At 37.8% G+C, this 21,987-nt stretch carries 24 protein-coding genes, 1 tRNA gene and 1 pseudogene; 13 read left to right on the top strand and 13 right to left on the bottom strand.

Annotation, left to right across the window (positions count from 1 at the left end; translation table 11 throughout):
* The first annotated feature begins 124 nt into the window (after positions 1–124).
* A complete protein-coding gene (locus NZ519_03625; GenBank protein MCS7027832.1) occupies positions 125–265 on the top strand; it encodes a hypothetical protein in 141 nt (46 codons plus the stop codon).
* A gap of 2 nt (positions 266–267) precedes the next feature.
* On the opposite strand, the gene NZ519_03620 is transcribed toward NZ519_03625, so the two are convergent.
* The 6 genes and pseudogenes from NZ519_03620 to pyrE all read right to left on the bottom strand — a co-directional run bounded on the left by NZ519_03620 (position 268) and on the right by pyrE (position 6,675).
* Complete coding sequence (locus NZ519_03620) at positions 268–1,233, bottom strand: NAD-dependent epimerase/dehydratase family protein (GenBank protein MCS7027831.1); 966 nt, start codon at positions 1,231–1,233, stop codon at positions 268–270.
* 461 nt (positions 1,234–1,694) lie between these two features.
* Positions 1,695–2,429 (bottom strand): annotated as a pseudogene (locus NZ519_03615) (uroporphyrinogen-III synthase).
* Positions 2,430–2,434: 5 nt separating this feature from the next.
* On the bottom strand, positions 2,435–3,949 hold the full coding sequence (locus tag NZ519_03610; GenBank protein MCS7027830.1) for a hypothetical protein: 1,515 nt from the start codon (positions 3,947–3,949) through the stop codon (positions 2,435–2,437).
* Positions 3,946–4,902 (bottom strand): T9SS C-terminal target domain-containing protein, encoded by a 957-nt coding sequence (locus tag NZ519_03605; protein ID MCS7027829.1) that lies wholly within the window; start codon positions 4,900–4,902, stop codon positions 3,946–3,948. Before NZ519_03605 ends, NZ519_03610 begins: the two co-directional genes overlap by 4 nt.
* Positions 4,903–4,969: 67 nt before the next feature.
* Positions 4,970–6,022: a DUF6340 family protein gene (locus NZ519_03600; protein MCS7027828.1), complete on the bottom strand. Its 1,053-nt coding sequence runs from the start codon at positions 6,020–6,022 to the stop codon at positions 4,970–4,972.
* A gap of 20 nt (positions 6,023–6,042) precedes the next feature.
* Positions 6,043–6,675 (bottom strand): orotate phosphoribosyltransferase, encoded by a 633-nt coding sequence (pyrE, locus tag NZ519_03595; protein MCS7027827.1) that lies wholly within the window; start codon positions 6,673–6,675, stop codon positions 6,043–6,045.
* 102 nt (positions 6,676–6,777) lie between these two features.
* On the opposite strand from pyrE, the gene NZ519_03590 reads away from it, so the two are divergent.
* Positions 6,778–6,851: transfer RNA gene (locus NZ519_03590), tRNA-Arg, on the top strand.
* Positions 6,852–6,956: 105 nt separating this feature from the next.
* Positions 6,957–7,175 (top strand): hypothetical protein, encoded by a 219-nt coding sequence (locus NZ519_03585; GenBank protein ID MCS7027826.1) that lies wholly within the window; start codon positions 6,957–6,959, stop codon positions 7,173–7,175.
* 15 nt (positions 7,176–7,190) lie between these two features.
* Here the strand turns inward: NZ519_03585 and NZ519_03580 are convergent, their stop codons facing one another.
* A complete protein-coding gene (locus NZ519_03580) occupies positions 7,191–7,439 on the bottom strand; it encodes a hypothetical protein (GenBank protein MCS7027825.1) in 249 nt (82 codons plus the stop codon).
* A 105-nt stretch (positions 7,440–7,544) separates the two neighbouring features.
* On the opposite strand from NZ519_03580, the gene NZ519_03575 reads away from it, so the two are divergent.
* The 3 genes from NZ519_03575 to hflX are packed head-to-tail and all read left to right on the top strand — an operon-like array spanning position 7,545 to position 9,587.
* Positions 7,545–7,682, top strand: coding sequence for a hypothetical protein (locus NZ519_03575; GenBank protein ID MCS7027824.1), 138 nt, complete (start codon positions 7,545–7,547; stop codon positions 7,680–7,682).
* A complete protein-coding gene (gene tpiA, locus NZ519_03570) occupies positions 7,679–8,458 on the top strand; it encodes a triose-phosphate isomerase (GenBank protein ID MCS7027823.1) in 780 nt (259 codons plus the stop codon). The genes NZ519_03575 and tpiA overlap by 4 nt, the downstream gene beginning before the upstream one ends.
* 4 nt (positions 8,459–8,462) lie before the next feature.
* Complete coding sequence (gene hflX / locus NZ519_03565) at positions 8,463–9,587, top strand: GTPase HflX (GenBank protein MCS7027822.1); 1,125 nt, start codon at positions 8,463–8,465, stop codon at positions 9,585–9,587.
* Between the two features lie 155 nt (positions 9,588–9,742).
* Here hflX and NZ519_03560 read toward each other — a convergent pair whose 3' ends face one another.
* From NZ519_03560 to NZ519_03550, 3 genes are all read right to left on the bottom strand, one after another.
* Positions 9,743–10,852 (bottom strand): LptF/LptG family permease, encoded by a 1,110-nt coding sequence (locus NZ519_03560; GenBank protein ID MCS7027821.1) that lies wholly within the window; start codon positions 10,850–10,852, stop codon positions 9,743–9,745.
* Between the two features lie 43 nt (positions 10,853–10,895).
* The gene (hemB, locus tag NZ519_03555; protein ID MCS7027820.1) at positions 10,896–11,870 is read right to left on the bottom strand and encodes a porphobilinogen synthase; all 975 of its coding nucleotides are present in this window, start codon (positions 11,868–11,870) and stop codon (positions 10,896–10,898) included.
* Positions 11,871–12,648: 778 nt separating this feature from the next.
* Positions 12,649–13,719, bottom strand: coding sequence for a leucine-rich repeat domain-containing protein (locus tag NZ519_03550; GenBank protein ID MCS7027819.1), 1,071 nt, complete (start codon positions 13,717–13,719; stop codon positions 12,649–12,651).
* A 36-nt stretch (positions 13,720–13,755) separates the two neighbouring features.
* On the opposite strand from NZ519_03550, the gene NZ519_03545 reads away from it, so the two are divergent.
* The 3 genes from NZ519_03545 to NZ519_03535 all read left to right on the top strand — a co-directional run bounded on the left by NZ519_03545 (position 13,756) and on the right by NZ519_03535 (position 16,008).
* Positions 13,756–14,811 carry an ABC transporter permease gene (locus tag NZ519_03545; protein ID MCS7027818.1) on the top strand — a complete coding sequence of 352 codons (1,056 nt, stop codon included), beginning with the start codon at positions 13,756–13,758 and terminating at the stop codon, positions 14,809–14,811.
* A 51-nt stretch (positions 14,812–14,862) separates the two neighbouring features.
* A complete protein-coding gene (locus NZ519_03540; protein ID MCS7027817.1) occupies positions 14,863–15,378 on the top strand; it encodes a hypothetical protein in 516 nt (171 codons plus the stop codon).
* Between the two features lie 501 nt (positions 15,379–15,879).
* Positions 15,880–16,008, top strand: coding sequence for a hypothetical protein (locus NZ519_03535; protein ID MCS7027816.1), 129 nt, complete (start codon positions 15,880–15,882; stop codon positions 16,006–16,008).
* Here NZ519_03535 and tgt read toward each other — a convergent pair.
* On the bottom strand, positions 15,991–17,130 hold the full coding sequence (gene tgt, locus NZ519_03530; protein ID MCS7027815.1) for a tRNA guanosine(34) transglycosylase Tgt: 1,140 nt from the start codon (positions 17,128–17,130) through the stop codon (positions 15,991–15,993). The two genes, NZ519_03535 and tgt, sit on opposite strands and share 18 nt — an antisense overlap.
* Positions 17,131–17,589: 459 nt before the next feature.
* Here tgt and NZ519_03525 point away from each other — a divergent pair, with 459 nt between their 5' ends.
* On the top strand, positions 17,590–17,730 hold the full coding sequence (locus tag NZ519_03525) for a hypothetical protein (GenBank protein MCS7027814.1): 141 nt from the start codon (positions 17,590–17,592) through the stop codon (positions 17,728–17,730).
* 366 nt (positions 17,731–18,096) lie between these two features.
* On the opposite strand, the gene NZ519_03520 is transcribed toward NZ519_03525, so the two are convergent.
* Positions 18,097–18,861 (bottom strand): LytTR family DNA-binding domain-containing protein, encoded by a 765-nt coding sequence (locus NZ519_03520; GenBank protein ID MCS7027813.1) that lies wholly within the window; start codon positions 18,859–18,861, stop codon positions 18,097–18,099.
* Positions 18,862–18,956: 95 nt separating this feature from the next.
* Here NZ519_03520 and NZ519_03515 point away from each other — a divergent pair, with 95 nt between their 5' ends.
* A complete protein-coding gene (locus NZ519_03515; GenBank protein ID MCS7027812.1) occupies positions 18,957–19,097 on the top strand; it encodes a hypothetical protein in 141 nt (46 codons plus the stop codon).
* A gap of 51 nt (positions 19,098–19,148) precedes the next feature.
* On the opposite strand, the gene NZ519_03510 is transcribed toward NZ519_03515, so the two are convergent.
* A complete protein-coding gene (locus NZ519_03510; protein ID MCS7027811.1) occupies positions 19,149–19,298 on the bottom strand; it encodes a hypothetical protein in 150 nt (49 codons plus the stop codon).
* Between the two features lie 108 nt (positions 19,299–19,406).
* Here NZ519_03510 and NZ519_03505 point away from each other — a divergent pair, with 108 nt between their 5' ends.
* Positions 19,407–20,759 (top strand): U32 family peptidase C-terminal domain-containing protein, encoded by a 1,353-nt coding sequence (locus tag NZ519_03505; GenBank protein ID MCS7027810.1) that lies wholly within the window; start codon positions 19,407–19,409, stop codon positions 20,757–20,759.
* A gap of 5 nt (positions 20,760–20,764) precedes the next feature.
* Positions 20,765–21,847 carry an ABC transporter permease gene (locus NZ519_03500; GenBank protein ID MCS7027809.1) on the top strand — a complete coding sequence of 361 codons (1,083 nt, stop codon included), beginning with the start codon at positions 20,765–20,767 and terminating at the stop codon, positions 21,845–21,847.
* The last annotated feature ends 140 nt before the right edge of the window (positions 21,848–21,987 follow it).

Genomic DNA, 21,987 nt, shown 5'->3' with positions numbered 1-21,987 from the left:
GGATCTCTGAAACAACCGTTTTTCTGTTTCTTATGCAAAGTTTTAGCTTGTAAGTGATTGTACTTCAAGCTCAAACAAGGTAAAGACATAACTGTACAGGTCATCTGCGTGAGGGGCATGGAGCATGCCCGCAAGGGCAGTACGAAGCGCAGCGAAGTACCGAAGCGTTAGCGTAGTGCGGAATGCCCCGCCCCTTGCGTTAGCAAGGGGCACGCCCAAAAAAATAAACTTAAAAAATAATTCATCAGTCGAATTAAAATCCTAAACTCATGCTTGAATACTTTGCTTCATTTGAAGTAGACACTCTTTAATCGGCTTGAACCTAAACGAAAACGATTCTATAAACTTTTGAGCAGAATACTCCTGCTGCTTGATACTACTTTTGATAGTTTCTCTGTTCAAAAATGCGTGTCCCGGATAAATAAGCTCAACTATCCGAGCTATGTTGTAAGTCAATCGGTAAGGTATTTTGTATTTGGGCTTGGGAGTATCAAAAATTTCAGAAATCAAACTTAAAAAGTGGTAAAAAGATAAATTTTCACTGTTAAGAATGTACTTTTCACCTTTGGGCGCTTGCTGCATGACTATGTACATTCCTTGTACTACATCATCTACACCTATGTAGCCCGTTACACCATGATGATACCAAGGTATACCTTTCTTAATCGCTCGTTTGAACAAACGCATAAAAGGGTGATTGTCCCGACCTTGACCAATAATTATCGAAGGTAAAACCATTACTGCGTCTAAACCTTCTTCAATGCCTCTGTAAACTTCTAACTCGGCTAAGTGCTTGGTTTTAGCATAAAAAGTTACACTTGGGCTATCTTTCCATTTTGTTTTTTCGGTTATTTTGCCTTCGGTGTCTCCTAGTGCAGCAATTGAACTTACATGCAATAAGCGGATTCCAGGTTTTTCTACACACAGATTGACAAGGTTAGCCGTGCCTTCTACGTTAATTTTCTTCATTAAATTTCTGTCTTTTTTAGCAAAAGATACCACAGCAGCACAGTGATATACCTGACTAATACCTTCCAGAGCTTGCTCTAATGCATATATGTCCAAAATATCCCCCTCTACAATTTCTAGCTTATCTTGATAAGGTGCCAATAGACCTGTATTGTGCTTATTTCTTACCAAAGCTCGTACGGATGTGCCTTTTGCTATTAAATACTTACACAATTGAGCCCCTAAAAGCCCCGAGGCACCTGTTACTAATACTTTGGAGGTCATTTGTTTTTAGTTGTGGGAGATTTTTTTTGGGCAGTGGTTTTCTTTTCAGTACTTTTTACTGTGGTAGTTTTTTTACTCTTTATACTCTCATTTTTGTCTTTTATTGATTCAGTTAAAGAAACTTTTAAGAAGCTTTCTTTTTCAAGAGATATATCGGTGCTTGTATCGGCTGTGCTTTGGTTTGTTTTGGTGGATTTGCGAGTTCGGGTTTTTTTAGGAGAGGTTGAGCTAGATGTACTTTGTTTGGATGTATTTTCATCGGAAACAGGGGGACTCATGCTAGTATTGTCGTCTGGTTTTATGCTTATTTCTAGCCTTTCTTGGTTAATTTCTTTTTTAGATGCTTTTTGTTGTTTTAGTGCTTTTTCTTTTAGCTGCTGTTCTTTAAGTTTTTTTTCTTCTTCTAATTGTTGTTCTAGCTTAGCTTCTAGTTGTTTTAGATATTTTTTGAAACCTTTTGGGTCGGAGAGTTCTTTGAGTTTGAGTTCTATTGCGCCTACCATGCTTGGAATTTGAGGTATAGGGGCTTGAATGTCCACTCTAAAATTTGCATCTTGAATAGCTTTTGCGGTAGTACTACCAAAGGCTGCAAAAAGGGTGTCGCCTTGTTTGTAGTCAGGAAAGTTTTCTTTAAGCGCTGTAACACCAGAAGGGCTAAAAAAAGCAATTAGTTGATAGTCATATATATTTAGGTCTTTTAGGTCTGCACTTACAGTTTCATAAATAATCAGCTCTTTGCAAAGAATGTTATTTTGTTTCATAAAATCAGGGATGTCGGACTTTCTTATCTCCGAGCAAGGATACAAGTATTTTTCAGTAGAATGTTTCTTAAAAAGGGGGAATAGGTCTTGGTTGTTTCCTTTACCTACGAATACTTTGCGTTTGCGCATTTGTACGTGATGCTGAATGTAGTTTGCCGTAGTTTCGTTGACGCAAAAGTATTTCATTTCAGGAGGCATCTCTATTCTCAAATTTTTACAAAATTGAAAAAAAATGTCTACAGCATTTTTGCTCGTGAATATGATGGCAGTGTAGTCTAAAATATTTACTTTTTGCGCTCTAAAAACCTTCATGCTTACGGGTTTTATAGTAATAAAAGGTCTGAAATGGACTTTTATTCCGTATTTGGCTTCTAGAGCGTCATAAGCTGCTTTGTCGGTTTGGGATTGAGAAATAAGAATGTTTTTGATATTCACGGCTGCTAAAAGTTAAAAATGTAAAAAGCTAAGCAGAAATAAGGTAGTATCTCTGCGCCGCAAAGATACAAAATAATTACGATACTATGCAACTTTAACCCTTTTACTCCGAATCTATACATTCGTGCTAATCTTGTCAATAGCCAAAAGCCTATTAAGATATACAGAATCAACCAAAATACTTGCTCCAAAAACGAAGGGGATAAAGGTATCAGAAAAAGAACACCAACTATCCAATATAATGCAGGAAAATGGTTTATTATGGAGATTTCGTTAATCCGAGATAAAATTTTACCTCTTTGATAAATTTGGCTGATTGCAGAAACGAAAAAGCTTACTGCTGTGTGTAAAAAAATAACAAATACAAGTAAGGCAAACCATAACACAAAAATAACATTTGTATTTGTTTGCAAAAGTATCCTTAGCTTTGAATTCATAATCGGATTCTCTTCAAAAGCATAGTCAGTGATAATATAACATAATACGGCTGCCACTATCATCCATTGTAAGAAAGTCAGTAAGTTTACCCAAGTGGAAGGAATGAACCTTTTGCTTTTAACCGTTTCCATAATCAATCTATACCGCCTAAACCAGTCACTGGAGCTAGTAATGATATCATAAAAGCTTATTTTAAGCAAAACCAAGTAACCTATCAAAACACAACTAATCAACCATAAATTTACTTTTGCACTGTACTTAATTTTTGAAGGTAGGTAAGATAATATTGTATAGGTATTCTTAAAATGTTTTGTTCTTATGTAAGCTTCATTATACCAAGAAGGATATACCAAAATATCTTTTTTTAACTCAAAAGGAGCGGCATTAAAGTAGAATCTTTGTAGCGAACTTTCAGCATTATCTACAATAAATAGGTCTAATAAATCGCATAAGGTATACGCATATTCAGGAGGTGGAAACATGAATTTAACTTTTTTAACGCCGCTTTGTCTTAGTTCAAGCAACTGTCTTTTAAGCAAAATTTTATTTCCCTTGAATCCGTATAAATAGCTATATGGATAAATCAAGGCTACGGTATCCTGATAGCTACTATATGTAGGAGGAGTGAGTGTGCTTCTTTCTGGGAATGCTTTAACTAAGTACACATTTTGCAGTAGGCCTGCTAATGGAAATTGATGGGTTGTACACAGCACAACTTGTATAACATTTATTTTTTTGAGGTGAGAAAGGGGTAAGTTAACCAAAATTTTGCCGTACCTATCTTTACCTTTGTATAAAAGTGCTTTATTGAAGTAAATTTCGCATTCGCCTACTATACCTAAAAAAAACAAGGATAAGTTAGGCTTTATTGTATCTACTGTAAAAGCGTGAAAAAGAACTATCCTTTCTAAGCTAGTAGTATATATGGGGATTGTGTCAGTTTCCAAGTTGGGCAATTTTTTCCATACAGGATTAAGCAGCTTAACATATTCTAAGTGAGGTTGAGAAGGAATATTTTGTGCAATTGCGCGGATGACATAAAAATAACAAAACAAACATAAAAATACTTTTAACAACCTCATGGAATTCTGACAGAATACAGTCGGCCTGGTACTTTGTGCTCTTCTAATTCTTCATTGGAGATATAAACCGTATTGTTATCCTTAAAGTCTATTCCTTCAGTTTGACCAAGTACTGATTCTAATCCTAAGTCAATTCTTTCTTTGTTAGAAAGAAGAAAATTGTATGGGGTAATATCGGTAAATATCCATATAAATACATCTGAACCTTTTTTTGGATCTCTTTCATAGCCGATAAGTGCAATTTTTTTGCCGTCTGGGCTAACTGCGGCACCTGTAATTAAACCACGTGCATCAAAGCCACCGTGAGATTTGGCTATATACGTACCAGGTCTATCAGGCAAGCTATATAAGCGGCACTTTCTATCTGTCCAATCTTTGGAAAAAACGTACAAGCTATCTCCTACGTGTATAAGTGATTCGCAATCATAATCGCTTTTACGCCAACTTTCTGAAAAGTCAGTTTGATCGCTAAAACTAAAACAGATACTATCCGCATAAACGCTGATGTCGCCCTGCGTAGTAGTGATATCTGCTTTTTTGATACGGTAAATTTTAAGATCTTTACGATTACCTTTATTGTTACCAAAATCTCCAATGTAAATATAATCCTTACTTTGAGTAATATCTTCCCAGTCTATATTTCTAGCATTGGCAATCCTAATTTTTTGTACTATTTTTCTAAGGTTAGCATCGTATCGGTACAATACAGGTTCTCCCCCACTATCATTATGCGTTAGAATTTGGTTTTCACCTACGTATATTAGTCCCGAAGTCTCTCTTATTTCTTTGGGCAGAAGTGCCAGTGGCTTCATTTGAACAATAAAACTTGTGCCTTTGCTATCAGCGTTTTGCTGGTTTTGCTGAATATAAGCATCAGCATTATCGTAGTTAATTTGTGCAAGAGTGTTAATGTAAATCCCACAAATAGACAAAAGTAAAAATATCAGTTTCATAATGTAAATTTAATGTAAATATAATGACAAAGTCAATGCCAATCAAGAAAATATTAGTCTTTGAAAATTATTGTTCGCCTTTCTCCTCTTTATCGGGCTTTTGCATTTGAAATTGTAGGCGTTTTTCATCTTCTATTCGTTGAGTAAGTATATCAATATAGTTTTTGCACCGTACGCTACCTAATGCGGCACCTTTTTTTGCCCAGCTCAATGCAGCTTCTAGATTACCTTCTACTTCACAAGCTACAGCCATATTTAGGCAAGCCCGTTTAGCAATTTTTTTATCGGGGTTGTCAGTTAGGGGGCGCCAACGAACAGCAGCATCTCTCCAGTGATTGGCTTGGGCATCTACTACGCCTTGTTTGAAATCCGCATTTTTTCTTGCACGAGTGTAATATTCGCGAGATATCCATATCCAAGAAGGGGCTATACGAGTAGCATAGTCCCAACCTGCCGCAGCACCTACTTCAGGAATAGCCCTATCCATAGGAATAAGCTGTGCAACTGCGGTTTTCGAATCCGAAGCTTCGCTATCCCAACTCATCTCTTGATGCATACGATGCTCATCCAGTATACTTCCTGTTTTACCCTCATATATTCGCCAACCCACATCAATACTCACCCAACGAGTAGCCACACTTACTACATACTCTTGTTGCTGTCCGTTTACCGTTCTTTTTCTTCGCTCTTCTCTTGTGCGTATCCATGAATTTGAATCCATCACCTCTAAACATACAATCGCATCAGCTTTGTAGTCTTGAGCAATTTGTTTGACTACCTCTACTGACAAAGGTTGAGGAAATTCCCATGTCCCCGTGCCTTTCAACTCAAAAGGAACGCTTTTTACAATCACTCTTGGGGATTCGCTTAATTTCTTTATCACGCTGTTAATTGCCATATCTGCAGCCATTCTATCCAAACGAATACGCTCACCTGTAAGCAAACCTTCAATAAAATTTTTGAACTTATGTTTTTCATCAGGTTTGTAGCGGTTAATTACTACTATGGTTTCTATATCGCTGGGTAACGTAATGGCTGCAGGTTTCAAAGCTTGTATGCGAATAACCCTAGTACAAGCCGTAAAACTCAAAATTACAAACAAAGCGAGTAAACTACTCACTACAACATTACGAGTCATAATTAAGGATGCCACAGTTTAGGATTATGAGCAAAAGTACGAATTTTATCTATTTCTGCATCAGTGAAGTAAGATAAACTTGAAGCGTAATCTAACAATTCATCTAAATTACAAAGCGTGTCCATGATGTAGCCTTCTTTCTCAAAAAGCTGTATTGTATCTGGAAAGCCATACTGAAAAATAGCAAATATACCTAAGGGTCTTTGGTTTAATTCTCTAATCATAGCTTGGGCAGCTTTGAGCGAACTTCCCCCTGTGGAAATTAAATCTTCAATAATGATGCTTTTTTTACCCATAAAATTCTCTGCGGCGCCTTCTATTTGCTTACCTGCGCCATAAGCCTTAGGTTCAGGGCGAATATACAGCAACGGCAAATTAAGCCGCATAGCTACAAACGATGCCCATGGAATGGCTGCCGTAGCAGTTCCTGCGATGACTTCGGGTTTTTGCGGCAAATTCTCAATCAATCTAACAAAACCTTCTACTATCACTTGGCGATGTTCAGGAAAACTAATTAACCGCCGATTATCGCAGTAAATAGGAGAGCTAATTCCCGAAGTCCACTTAAAAGGTTGTTTCAAGTTCAGTTTTACGCTATCGGTTTCTAACAAAATTTGAGCTATTTTTGCCTTCATAACAACTCTACAAATTAAAGTGCAATCCTAAACAAAAAAAATTTTATATAACACTTGCACGTTTGCATAAAACATCCTTATATTTGCAGTCCAATCTTTGATGCATCCATAGCTTAATTGGATAGAGCATCTGACTACGGATCAGAAGGTTGGGGGTTCGAGTCCTCCTGGATGCACGTAAAAACGAGCAGCAAAGTGTCTGTTCGTTTTTCTTTTTGTATTCTTTTTTACTTTGTAACAGTGCTATAAAAAACGTATCTTTGCATAAATCACGTAATGCCATGGCTAATCATACATTTGAAACGGAGTGGGAACTAAATAAAACATATCGTTTTGCTTTGGGAGGTACGCCCTTATATGAAGGAAAGTTCAAGGAGATAAAAGGATGCTGGGGCACAGTTGAGGTTACTCGTGTACTGGAAGGACCTGACGCAAAGTATTACCGTGTAGGCGATACGTTTGAAATAAAAATAGCTTTGTACTCTATTGTTCCTGTCTAAAAGTGCTTTTTAGGTTCAAAAATTGAGTATAAGTAGCCTTGAAAGGTTGAATTTTAATTTTTTGGGCGTGCCCTTGTGGGCTTTTGCCCACAAGGTCGGCGTGCTACGGGCTACGCTATCGCTTCGGTCTATCGCTTCGGTGCTACGCTTCGCTCCGCACCGTGCTGACGCACGCCCTTCGCATGCCTCACGCAAAGGATCTCTGAAATAAGCGTTTCTCTGTATGTTATGCGAAGTTTTAGCTTGTAAGTGCTTGTACTTCAAGCTTAAACAAGGTAAAGACATAACTGCACAGGTTATCTGCGTGAGGGGCATGGAGCATGCCGTTAGGCAGTACGAAGCGCAGCGAAGTACCGAAGCGTTAGCGTAGTGCGGAATGCCCCGACCCTTGCGTCAGCAAGGGGCACGCCCAAAAAATCAAAAAATTATACAAAGTCAATACAATCCTTTTGGCATCATAAAGTCAAGTTGAGTTTACAAGTTTTGTATATTACTTTTGCGCTATGAGAAGAACTAAAATTATCGCAGGTAACTGGAAAATGCACCTCTCTTATTCCGAAGCCATAGAACTGACCGAACAAATTCTCATCCAATCCAAAGATCATCTCAATGATTATACAAAAATCATCCTTTTTGTGCCATTTGTTTATGCACATCCTATTGCACAAAAGTGTGCCCAACATCCCCACATCTACGTCGGCGTGCAAAATATGTATTATGAAAAAGCAGGTCCCTACACAGGGGAAATTAGCCCTGTCATGCTCAACAGCATCGGAATAAAAGCCGTAATTATTGGACATTCGGAACGCAGAAATCTATTCTATGAACAAGACGAACTTTTAGCAAAAAAAGTAAAATCTGCAATAGAACACGGCTTACTTCCCGTTTTTTGTGTAGGCGAAACCTTACAAGAACGCGAAACAGATAAAACCCAAGAAGTTATTGATACTCAACTTAAAAAAGGCTTATTTCACTTATCCACAGAGGAAATCAAAAAGGTAGTTATTGCATACGAACCTGTATGGGCAATTGGTACAGGTAAAAATGCTACGGCTGAACAAGCTCAATCTGTACATGCATATATCCGCAAGCAAATTGAAGCAAACTACCATCCTGCTATCAGTGATAGTATTCCGATATTGTATGGGGGTTCTCTCAAACCTGAAAACGCAGCCGAACTATTAAGCAGTCCCGATGTAGATGGAGGTTTAATCGGAGGTGCAAGTCTTAAAGCACAAGATTTTGTGGCGATATTACGCTCTGTTCCTCAACCTAACGCATAACTAAATGGAAAAAGCAGTATTAGTAGGTGTAGTATTACCTCATCAACGCAAAGAGCAAATTCAAGAATATTTGGAAGAGTTGGCTTTTTTAGCTGAAACCGCAGGAGCAAAAGCAGAAAAAACTTTTATTCAATCTTTACCTCATCCCGATCCCCGAACTTTCATTCAGAAAGGAAAAGCAGAAGAGATTAAAAATTATGTCCGAGAGCATAAGGTGGACTTAGTTATTTTTGATGATGCCCTATCACCTTCGCAGGCACGAAATTTAGAAGAACTGTTCAATACCAAAGAAATAGATGACCATAAGTGCAAAGTTTTAGATAGAAATGGCTTAATTTTAGACATATTTGCCAAGCGTGCTAAAACCGCCCAAGCGAAAACTCAAGTAGAGTTAGCGCAGCTGCAATATCTCTTACCTCGTTTAACAGGAATGTGGACGCACTTGCAAAAACAAAAGGGCGGGATTGGTATGAAAGGACCTGGAGAAAAAGAAATAGAAACCGATAGGCGTTTGATACGTAACCGCATCAGCAAACTTAAAGAAGCGCTTAAACATATTGACAGACAAAATACTACCCGCCGCAAGCATAGAGATAACATAATCAGAGTGGCGTTAGTAGGCTACACAAATGCAGGCAAATCTACCTTAATGAACGTACTGACCAAAGCAAATGTATTTGCAGAAAATAAACTCTTTGCTACTTTAGACACTACGGTACGCAAAGTAGTATGGGACCAAATTCCTTTTTTGATTTCTGATACTGTTGGTTTTATTCGCAAGTTGCCCCATCAATTGGTAGAGTGCTTCAAAAGTACTTTGGATGAAGTTAGAGAAGCAGACATGCTGCTACATGTGATAGACCTTTCTCATCCACACTACCAAGATCATATAAAAGTAGTCCGACAAACTTTGGTAGAAATTGGCGCGGGTGATAAATACATTCTTCAAGTATTCAACAAGATTGACCTTGTTCAAGATGAAATGACCTTAAAGAACTGGCAAGAGAGTTATATAGGAAAGGAAAATGCGCCAAGTGTTTTTATTTCTGCTCATCAAAGGATAAACATTGAGGAGTTAAGAGAGAAGATTGTCAATTTTGGAAAAGGTTATAGAAAGCTGTATGCTTAGTGTAGAAGGTCATTTTATTTTGGGCGTGCCCCTTGCTGACGCAAGGGTCGGGGAATTCTGCACGTAGCCCGTAGCACGCCGACCTTGTGGGCTTTTGCCCACAAGGGCACGCCCAAAAAATTATCAATTAAATATCAAAATCTAACAAAATCCTATTACTCCTTCGCTTTTTGATAAAATACCATAGCTACCGCCCCAAAAATAAAATTAGGAAGCCAAACCGATAACCATATAGGTACTCTACCATTACGAGAAAGAGTAGTTGTAAATTGAAAAGCTAAAATGTACAAGAAAGTAATTAAAACTCCCAGTCCAATTTTTAGTCCTATGCCCCCACGCACCTTCCTTGCAGATAAACTTACCCCAATAATTACTAAAATAAACGTAGCAAAAGGAATAGCAAACCGCTGATGCCACTCTACTTTGAATTTATGCAATTCATTTGAACCCCTTTGAGTTTCTACCTCAATAAACTCACTTAATTCAGGTAAGGTCATACCTGCTTCTTTTAACTCACGATAAATAAAATCATCAGGTGTAAATTTGAGGTTGGTATCTAATTTAGCTCGCTTCCTTATACGTTCTGAAACTTTGTTTTGTGAGTCGTACTGTATAAACCGCTCTTGTATGTTTAGAATAGACCACTCTTGTTTTTCACTGTTCCAAATGGCTACATCAGAAATTAGTCGGTAGGTAACTCTACCGTCTTGGATCCTGTCAATAGTTAGCCTATCTGCGCGTTGGTTTTCTGTATTATATCCTTCAATGTAAATGTACGAATCCGAGTTCAATCGCCTGTGTAAATGTTTAGCTTGGTAGTTAATCTTAGGTCTCAACCAACGATACTCTATTTCTATCCGCTTTTGCGTGGATTTTGGAATTACCCAACTGTTTAGATAAAAGGACATTCCTGCAATTAAGGCTGCACAAAATAGATACGGCAACATTAAACGGTTAAAGCTTATTCCTGAACTTAATATCGCAACTATTTCTGTACGTGCAGAAAGCCGAGAAGTAAAATAAATAACAGCCAAAAACACAAAAACAGGCGTTAAAAGCCCAATTAGATAGGGAACTAAATTGCCGTAATAGTCTATGAAAACTATTTTCAAAGGTACAGGAATGTTGTTGTTGTTTTTACCTGCAAAATCTTCTGCTTTTTCTATGTAGTCAATAGTCAAAATGACAAGATTGACTAACAACATCATAAAAAAGAACGTGCTTAAAAACTTCCGAATAATGTACCTATCTAGAATTTTGAACATATCGTTGGGTTTTGTCCAAAATAGAATTCAAAGTTTGGTTGTATTAAAGAGAACGTAGATATTTAGCTGCGGATTTTGCAAAATAAGTCAGGATAATATCTGCACCTGCTCTTTTTATAGATGTAAGCACCTCTATCATGGCATTCGTTTCATTAAAGCATCCTGCTTGAGCTGCGAATTTAATCATAGCATATTCTCCACTAACATTGTACGCCGCCAAAGGTAAATGAGTATGAGATTTGAGCAAATGAATGACATCTAAATACGCTAAGGCGGGTTTTACCATAAGGATATCTGCTCCTTCTTGGGTATCTAATTCTGCTTCACGTAGTGCTTCGCGCTTATTGGCAGGATTCATTTGATAGGTCTTTTTATCGCCTATTTTAGGTGCAGAGTCTAATGCATCTCTAAAAGGTCCGTAAAAAGCACTAGCATATTTAGCAGTGTAAGACATAATACTAACTTGGCTATAACCTGCTTTATCTAGTGCTTGGCGAAGGTAAGCTACTCGCCCGTCCATCATATCGGAAGGACCTAAAATATCTGCACCTGCTTGAGCTTGTACTAATGCCATTTTAGCTAATATAGGTAAAGTTTCATCGTTTAGGATTTGTCCATTTTCTACTAACCCATCATGTCCATCGCTGCTGTATGGGTCCATAGCTACATCTGTCATTAAAGCAATTTCAGGGAAACGCTGTTTGATAGTATAAATAGCACTAGCATACATATTTCCTTCTCGGTAGCTTTCTGTGGCATATTTATCTTTTTTATGTTCAGGGATTGCAGGAAAAATAGCATAAGCTACAATTCCTATTTTGAGGCACTCTTCTATTTCAAATAAGATATTATCCAAAGATAAACGAAACACATCAGGCATAGTAGAAATGGGAATTTTCTGCTTTTCTCCTTCTACTAAAAACAAAGGGTAAAGCAAGTCTTTTGAAGTTAGCCAAGTTTCTTGTACTAATTCTCTTATACTTTGGGATTTTCTATTTCTGCGCGGGCGAATGTTCATAATGCAAAAGTAAAGTAAAAAAGGAATTACCATGCTATTATGTAATTTGTAAGCTTTTTTTGTACCCTCTACAGGGTAGAGTGCAATAATCAGATTAGATATTTGAATTTTTATTTTGGGCGTGTCCTTGCCCGCGTTTCGCATGCGCTCATGCGGGCAAGGTCGGCGTGCTGCGGGCTGCGCTATCGCTTCGGTGCTTCGCTAACGCTGCGCACTGCTCACGCACCCTCCGCGTGCCTCACGCAGCAGTGTTTGGATGTTTTACCTTGTTTGTATGCATGGCTTTGCTTTATCTTGTTTTATATTCATTATCAACTACTTACAAGATTAAAATTTTTTACCTTGTTTGAATTGTGTTAGCTTTATTTTGTTTTACATTGATTTTCAAGCATGTACAAGGTTAAACCTTGAATACATAGACTTTACATGACCCTTTAACCTTGAATATGGAAATTTTACCTTATTTTCAATTAGTTTTCAATGATTTACAAGGTTAAAGTATATTTTAATGTTGTTTGATGTTCATTGTCATATACTTACAAGATTAAGATTTGAATAAGTAGAGTTAGCATACTTGCGGAGTAGTTGCGTGAGGCATGCGGAGGGCAAGCCGTGAGGCTTGGTGCGAAGCCCCTCGCCCACACCCTTAACCCCATAACCAGGGGGTGGGCGGGTGGGGCGCAGCACCGTTAGCCCGCAGCACGCCGACCCGAGCGCAGCGAGGGACACGCCCAAAAAACTATTTTTTAAAAAATAAACTTATCAAAATCCTACCTCACTAATACTCTATAAGCGTATTGGGAAGCCATTTTTTAAGTTTTGCCTTCTCTACTTCATTGATAGGATTACCTTTCAAACTCACATATTTGAGATTTTTTTGGAGCTTAGCTATCTCAGGTGGAAGCGAAGTTATCGCATTATTATTGAGTATCAAACGTTCTAAATGAACTAATCTGCCAATACCAGCAGGAATTTTTGTCAACTGACAGTTAGATACATTCAATACTTTGAGCGTAGTAAGATTACCAATGCTATCCGTGAGCGTTTTAATAGGATTATTGGCTATCTCTAACATGCGCAAATGCTTCAATTTACCTATATCATGAGATAAGACTTTCAAATTACAATTTTCTAACTCTAACCATTGTAATTTAGGAAGCTGCGATAAAAGTGAAAAGAAATTGCTCGGTGTAGCAATATTGTTATTTTTACCCACATACAACCACTGTAAATTCTGTAAATGCACAATTTCAGGAGGAAGCTGCTTGATGAGATTATTCTGAATGTATAATGCTTGCAAATGGGTTAATTTACCTATCTCAGCAGGCAATTGTTTGATAAGGTTGTTTTGAATATTGAGAACCTCTAAGTTTTTACATTGTTCAATTTGAGGAGGTATGCTTTCTAACTGGTTATTTTGTAAGGTCAGCGATTTGAGCTTGTGCAGCTTACCTATCTCAGCAGGAATTTGAGTAAGTTTATTAGTTTGTAGATTAAGAATTTCTAAATGCTCTAATTTACTAATCTCAGCAGGTATAGAAGTGAGATTGTTATTTTGTGCATTTATGATTTGTAACAGGGTTAGGTCTCCAATTTGTGGCGGTAGAGTTTCTAACATGTTATAGCTCACGTCTAAAACATGCAATTTTTTGAGCTTACTAATTTCAGGTGGGATAGAAGTCAAATCCTGTTTGCTGAGATTGAGCTTATAAACTTTGTCAGGTCTAGTTAAAGCACCTGCTATTGAGGTATCAACGGGGTGCTTGTGCAAAATATCAATTGGTAGGGTTTGGGCGCTAAGAATACAAATGTAAATTATCGTCCATAAAGCAGAGTGCAATAGTTTCATACATGAATGCCACAAAAATACATAATTTTGTTAGGAATGTTTAACAAAACTCTGAAAAAGGTAACTTACTTATGTAGCGTAACCATAGGAATCATTTGTATTGTGTTTTTTCTATTTCATGCTTTTGCCAAAGACCCTGCCAAAATGCTCATAGGACAACGCACAGATATACAAACATTAGAAAACATACGTAAAGAAATGCACTTAGATAAGCCGATTCTACAACGTTTTTTATACTATCTTACAGATATTTCACCTATCTCGGTCCATCTCCAAAAAGAAAAAACTTATCTCAACTATGATTATGTACTTTTAGTTAAAATAACAGGTTATGCTTTGTTGCTAAAAAAGCCTTATTTAGGGCGGTCTTATCAGACTAATGAAAAAGTATGGAACGTGATAGTAGACCATTTGTACGGTACTCTTTTATTATCATTTTTTGCTTTGTGCATAGCGAGTAGTGTAGGAATTTTAGCAGGGGTCATTGCCGCAGTGTATAAAAAAACAGGATTAGACTATTTTATACAACTTTTTACAAACATAGGTATATCTTTACCTTCATTTTTTGCCTCATTATTGATGGGTTGGGTATTCGGTTATTGGTTACAAGATTATACGGGGCTACCTTTTTCAGGGTATATTTTGCAGTTTGACCCTATTACCTTAGATTTTTACTATGATTGGCGATATATAGTACTACCCAGCTTAACCTTAGGACTTCGCCCAGCATCTATTATAACATCGCTAATGCGGGCTAATATGATAGAAATTTTGCAAGAAGACTACATTCGTACTGCAAGAGCAAAAGGGTTGAATAATTTCAAAATTATTTTTAAGCATGCTCTACGTAACGGACTTAACACAGTTATATCTGCGATTTCAAATTGGTTAGCTTCCTTGATTGCAGGTGCTTTTTTTGTAGAGTATATATTTAGTTGGAAGGGCTTAGGATATCTGACTGTTCAAGCCATAGAGCAGCAAGACTTTCCTGTGATTATGGGTATAGTTTTGGTATTAGGAGTATTTTTTGTACTTCTTAATTTTATTACGGACTTTTTATATCAATGGGCAGATCCACGCTTACGTGTATAGTAATAGTCTTGTAATTCTGTTTGTTTATATTTAAATTTGTGTAAGAAAGAGATGAAAATAAGGTTTTACTGGATTTTAGTGATAGTTTTTGCAGGGCTGTTAGGTTGTAAAAAAAATATCTTTAAGCCAAAGGTTATCAAAGAGGATAGTAGTGTATTGAGTAGCTTAGGTAATCGCAAAACTGTAGATGGCATATTTACATGGTTCAAAAATGCGTATGAGTTTAGGGATAGTACTTTATACGGCAAATTGTTACATCCTGATTTTCGTTTTACTTACTATGATTTTGCTAATAATACTCAAATCTCATGGGATAGGGGTGAGGAGATGCGTATTCAGTATCGTTTGTTTCAGAACGTAAAAAATATCTCTCTGACGTGGAATAATTATATTCAAATGGACACTACTGCTACTTCGGCGGAGGTTATACGTTCTTTTAATTTACTTTTGGAGATAGATGCTTATACTACGTATAGGGGCACGGGTCGTGTAATTTTCACGCTTACCAGGGGTCATATGGATGAGGATTGGATGCTTTTACGTTGGTTTGATGACTCTGATTTTTAGTTGTACAGTAAGGGTTATGAGTGTTTTGGATAGATTATTTTTTGGGCGTGTCCCTTCGCTGCGCTTCGGGTCGGGCTATTTCGCACTACGCTATCGCTCGGTGCTGCGCTTCGCTCCGCACTGCCTAACGGCATGCTCCATAGCCCTCACGCAAGCAGCTTTTTGATGTTTTACCTTGTTTTTATACATACCCTTGTTTTATCTTGTTTGATGTTCATTATCAGATGTTTACAAAGTTAAAAATTTTTACTTTGTTTCAGGTGTTGTTATTTTGCCTTGTTTTACATTGCTTTTCAAGCATATAAAAGGTTAAACCTTGAATACATGCACTTTTTACAACACTTTAACCCCAGTTCCCCGAGTTTTACCTTATTTTGAATTGATTTTCAATAATTTACAAGGTTAAAATCTATTTTTATCTTACTTAATGCTCATTTTGAGGTACTTACAAGGTTAAAATTTGAATAGGTAGACTTAGTTTAATAGCAACTTGCGTGAGGCATGCGGAGGGTGCGTGAGCAGTGCGAAGCACCGAAGCGTCAGCGCAGCCCGCAGCACGCCGACCTTGCTTGCATGAGCGCAGCGAAACGCAAGCAAGGACACGCCCAAAAATTATATTCTTTGAGCTAATCTATCTACCATTTGTGCTTTCCAAATACAAAAATCACCCTCAATGATGTGCTTACGAGCTTGCTCTGCTATCCAAAGATAAAAACGTAAATTGTGAATACTAGCTATCCAGGCACCCAGTATCTCGTTTTGAGAAAGCAAATGCCTAAGATAGGCTTTCGAATAATAGTGGTCAATTTCACAGTCAGAGTCTTCATCTAAAGGTGAGAAATCATCTTTGTACTTTGCATTTCGCATGTTCATAACACCATTACGAGTAAATAATGTTCCGTTTCGGGCATTACGAGTAGGCATAACGCAGTCCATCATGTCAATGCCCAAAGCAAAGCTCTCTAAGAGATTAGCAGGTGTACCCACACCCATCAAATAACGTGGTTTATGCTTAGGTAGAATATCCGTAACAACATCTGTAATTTGATACATGAGTTCGGCAGGTTCTCCCACGGATAATCCTCCGATAGCATTCCCAAAAAAGTCCATTTCTGATAATACCTCTGCACTTTGCCTGCGTAAATCAGGATAAATGCTTCCTTGTACAATACAAAATAACGTTTGTTCATGCTTATATAAATTTTGTGTCTCCTCAAAACGCTTTTTACAACGTTTAGCCCATCTGTGGGTCATTTCCATTGACTTTTTGGCATAGTTATATTCGCACGGGTAGGGATTGCATTCATCTAAAACCATCATGATATCTGAACCTATTTTACGTTGAGTATCTATTACATTTTCAGGTGTAAAAATATGTTTTGAACCATCTAAATGCGACTGAAAAGTTACTCCCTCTTCTCTTATTTTACGAATTCCTGACAAAGAATATACTTGAAAACCTCCGCTATCTGTAAGAATAGGTCTATTCCAATGCATAAAACAGTGTAATCCGCCTGCTTTATGTAAAATATCAATGCCAGGACGAAGGTATAAATGATAAGTATTCCCTAAAATAATTTGTGCTTTAATTTTTTGGATAAGATCTTGTTGAGAAACAGCTTTTACCGTACCTACTGTACCTACGGGCATAAAAATAGGTGTTTCAATGCTACCGTGTGGTGTATGTAAGATACCTGCACGTGCTTTACTTTGTTTATCTTCTGCGATAATTTCAAATTTGAATATGCTCATTTTTACACAGCTTTATGCCGTGCAAATTATTCAAATCTCAATAAAATGACGCAACTGTCAAGGAGATTGATAAAAAACACGAAGAGACTCACTTTTTCATCATTACAATCAATTGAATAACAAGTAAATGTATCCAAAACTCACGTGTTTTCTTAATATAACGGTAAAAATTCCTATTATTCAAGTCTAAAAAATAATTTTACTTTTTTGGGCGTGTCCCTCGCTGGCGCTCGGGTCGGGGCATTCCGCACTACGCTTCGCTTCGGTGCTGCGCTACCGCTCCGCACTGCCTAACGGCATGCTCCATGTCCCTCACGCATTTAACCTTGGATTTTGAGGTTTTTACCTTATTTTATGCATAGTTTTGTTTTATTTTGTTTTTGCGTTATTTTGAGTTACTTACAAGGTTAAACAGAGTATAGATGATTTAACATACTTGCAGAATATTCTGCGTGAGGCATGCGGAGGGCGTGCGTCAGCACGGTGCGGAGCGAAGCGCAGCACCGCAGCGATAGCGCAGCCCGTAGCACGCCGACCTTGCCCACACGAGCGCAGCAAGACGTGGGCAAGGACACGCCCAAAAAAACATTTAATAACTAATTCACACCTATTCTTTGAAAAAGAAAATAGACTTAATAAGTATCGGCTAAAATCTCTCCAAGAATGAAGTAAAATAGATAATTTAGCTCCTCTGCTGGAACTATTTGACAAACAGACTAAACAGAAGCAGTTTTTTTGTGCTTTTGAAACACTTGTTTTAGTGGGTGGATAAGTATCAAGTTTTGTGTTGGGTTTATTGTTGTTTTGAATAGAGAGTAGGGCTACGCAAAGGTTAAATTTTGGTTTTCTCGGGCATTTCTCATGGTAATCATGCCCACAAGTACATGCCCAAGCTCAAGAAATGTAAATATGCTCATACTACTCCATATAACCTTGTAAACAAAATAAATATAGTTTTCTAACAGGTTAAATGTCTTTATGATTCAAATTAAGTACCTTTTTTATGACTTTTGACTTATCTCTGCTACAAAGAACTTCATTGGTATCGTTCAGTATCACTTTATAGCGATTGCTAAACCATATTACTAACTCCTTAATTTGCCGTAAATTGATGATTTCAGCCCTATTGACACGTAAAAAATCTTTTTCAGGCAAACGTTGTTCAAAATACTCTAAACTTTGATGAATATAATATGAACCTTCTGCAGTAAAAAGGTAACACCCTCTTCCATCTACCTTTATTAGAGTAATATCTTCATAGTCTATCAATTTTATTTTATCTCTGTGTGTAACAGGGATTTTTTCACTGAACTTAAGTTCAGTTTGCTGCTTGAAGTCTTGTTTCAATTTTTGTATGTTGTAATTTTCTTTTTCATCTCTCAACCCACTTTTATGGATAGCAGATTGTAAGCGTTCAGCATTAAAAGGTTTGAGCAAATAATCTACTGCGTTAACCTCAAAGGCTTTTATTGCATATTCTTGGTAAGCCGTAGTAAACACAACTTTGGTAGGAATATCTTGCGGAATGTGTTCAGCTACTTCAATACCTGAAAGTCCAGGCATCTGAATGTCCAAGAAAGCTAAATGGGGTTTATAGCTTATAATTGCTTGTAAGGCTTCTATACCATTTTTAGCCACGGCGTCAATAGTAATGTTCGGTATATTTTTGAGCATATAGGACATTTTTTCTCGAGCAGGTAATTCATCATCAGCAATGATAACGTGAATCATTTTGTTAGCAAAAATACGAAAAATGTTGTATGACACAATATTACTCTGACATAGAATTATTAAAATTAGATTTATTTTGGTTTGGGCGTGCCCTTTTGGGCGTTTCGCTGCGCTCATGCCCAAAAGGTCGGCGTGCTACGGGCTACGCTATCGCTTCGGTGCTACGCACTGCTCACGCACCCTCCGCATGCCTCACGCAAAAAATGCTGCTTTTAGACAAAAGCTATCTAATTTAACCTTGTAAAAATTTGAAAATGAATATCCAACAAGGTAAAGCAGGGATGTATTTAATAATAGGGTAAAACCCCAAAATCCAGGGTTAAATGCGTGAGGGGCATGGAGCATGCCGTAAGGCAGTGCGGAGCGGTAGCGTAGCACCGAAGCGCACGCGTAGTGCGGAATGCACCGACCCGAGCGCAAGCGAGGGACACGCCCACCAGAAAAGTAAAATTATTTTTTAGACTCTTATAAATTCGTTAATAGCCCAAAAATGTCAACGGCAAGGGCACTTTTTTGTAATTTTGTAAATTGTTAAAAAGGTTCGTATGAGAAAGTTGCCCGAACTTCTAATGCCCGCAGGGAATTTAGAAAAGCTAAAATTTGCTTATGCTTATGGTGCAGATGCGTGTTATGCAGGTGTACCTGCGTACTCCTTACGCGCAAGGGAAAATGAGTTCAAAATAGAAACCATAGCCGAAAGCGTAGAATACGCACACAAATTAGGCAAAAAAATCTACCTTACTAATAACATTATCCCACATAACCGAAAAATAGACGGATACCTGCGCGCCTTAGACCAAATGGTAGAACTCAAGCCTGATGCCTTTATCATGAGCGACATTGGGATGATTCACTTGACCAAACAACGTTATCCTGACTTGGAAATACACCTTTCTGTGCAAGCTAATGTAGTTAATTGGGCAACAGCTAAATACTGGCACGAAGTTGTAGGAGTTAAACGCATCATTCTCAGCCGAGAACTTGCTATTAGCGAAATTGCTGAAATTCACGCCAAAGTACCCACTCTTGAATTAGAAGCCTTTGTACATGGCGCTATTTGTATGGCATATTCAGGAAGATGTCTGCTAAGTAACTATTTTAATCACAGAGATGCTAATCAAGGTATTTGTACAAACGCCTGCCGATGGGAATATAAAGTAATCCAAAAAGTCAATCCTGATTTTGGAGAAAAACTTTTCTACGATTTGAACGTTTCTGATGAACCTTATCAACCTCTGCCCGATAATGTTGAGTATTATATTGAACAAGTAAACAGACCTGGCGAACTGAACTTAATTGACGAAGATGAGCACGGCACTTATATTATGAACGCCAAAGATTTGTGTGCTATTGAACATTTGCAAGAATTAGCCGATGCAGGTGTTTGCAGTTTCAAGGTAGAAGGGCGTTCTAAGTCTATTTACTACGTACAGCAAGTAGCTCGTGCCTATCGTATGGCTATTGATGCGCTCTACACAGATAAGGTCAAAGAAGCTGCCCAAGAGGGCTTAAAAGAAGTATATGCCCATTCAAATAGAGGTTTTACCACTGGTTTTTTACTTCGCAATCCCAAAGAATACGGTCAAAACTATGCTCATGGCGAATCTGAATACAGCACACATGCATACTTGGGCGTGGTACGAGCTTACGATAAAGAGAAAAAAATGGCACTAGTAGAACCTAAAAACCGCTTTGAAGTAGGCACTTTGATAGAGTGGATTCATCCTGAATGGGGTGTAAAATCAGCTATGCTCAACGAAATGTACGACCAAAAATACAATCCTATTTCGGTAGTGCATGGAGGTACAAAACCTGTTTGGATACCCTGCGAATATGAACTTAATGAGTTTTCTATGCTTAGACAACCTTTGATTGAGCTGCCCGTTATTCAAGGCTAAATTTCATGAAAACTTTTTTATATCAACTTTGGATTGAATATAAACTCTATTTTCGCAGTCCAGGGTCCTTGCTGTGGTCTTTTTTATTTCCTGCAATTACCATATCGGCATTAGGTGTACATTTTGGTAATGAAAAACCTATCACCGTAGCTATTGGCTGGGTTGATGAAGATCAATCGCCGCAATCACGGCAGTTGAAGGAATTTTTGTATCAACATGCTCAACAGTTCAAGATAGAAGAAGGGCAAAAATCAACTTTTGAGAAAAAAATTAAAAATCATCAAAAAGCAGCGTACATTTATGTTCCTAAGGGCTATCAAAATGCGCACCAGCCGATAGAGTTAGTTTACAATCCGTATCAAGTACAAAGTATCCTCTACATCAGTTTGCTACTAGACAAGATTATTGCAGAATTTAACCTTGCCCAAAACCGCATACCTTCTTTGACTACTTACCAAAAAAAAGCTCTAACCGTTAATCCTAAAAAGTCTTACCTTGACTTTTTGGTTCCTGGCGTGTTGAGCTTACAAATTATGAGTTACTGCTTGTGGAGTATAGGTTTTGTAATGTTAAGCTACCGAGAGAAAGGAAATTTGAAGCGTATTGCGGTTACGCCTGTGAGAAAGTCTACTTACATTTTATCTCAAATTGTGCATAGGTACAGTATTGTAATACTGCAAAGTTTGTTTATTGTAGCTTTTGCGTATTGGGCATTTAATGTAAAAGTAAGGGGAGATGTATTTTCGTTGTGGTTGGCGTTAAGCATAGGGATGTTCACTTTTATGGCGATAGGTTTTTTCATTGCATCTGTGGTGCCAAATATAGAGTTGTGTATAGGGATAAACAATTTACTATTTTTGCTTATGTTGGCTTTAAGTGGGATATTTTTTTCTACCGACAATTTGCCCAGCTTTTTGCAAGGAATTAGCAAGGTATTGCCCTTGACGCATTTAGCCGATATGGTCAGAGGGATATATGTAGAAGGAAGTTCTTTATTAGACTTTAAGTACGGATTGCTGGTTTTGCTATTGTATTTTGGAGTTGCGTTTGCGGGGAGTGTTCATTTTTTTAGATGGACAAGCAAGTGAATAAAGTTTAAATAATTTTGTTTTTTTGGGCGTGCCCTTGCCCGCGTTTCGCTAACGCTCATGCGGGCAAGGTCGGCGTGCTTCGGGCTACGCTCACGCTTCGGTGCTTCGCTTCGCTCCGCACTGGGCTAACGCCCACC

Source organism: Bacteroidia bacterium, from assembly GCA_025056095.1.
Lineage (GTDB): Bacteria > Bacteroidota > Bacteroidia > JANWVE01 > JANWVE01 > JANWVE01.
The sequence above is the reverse complement of the archived record's forward strand: the minus strand, read 5'-3'. Positions and strand labels throughout refer to the sequence as shown.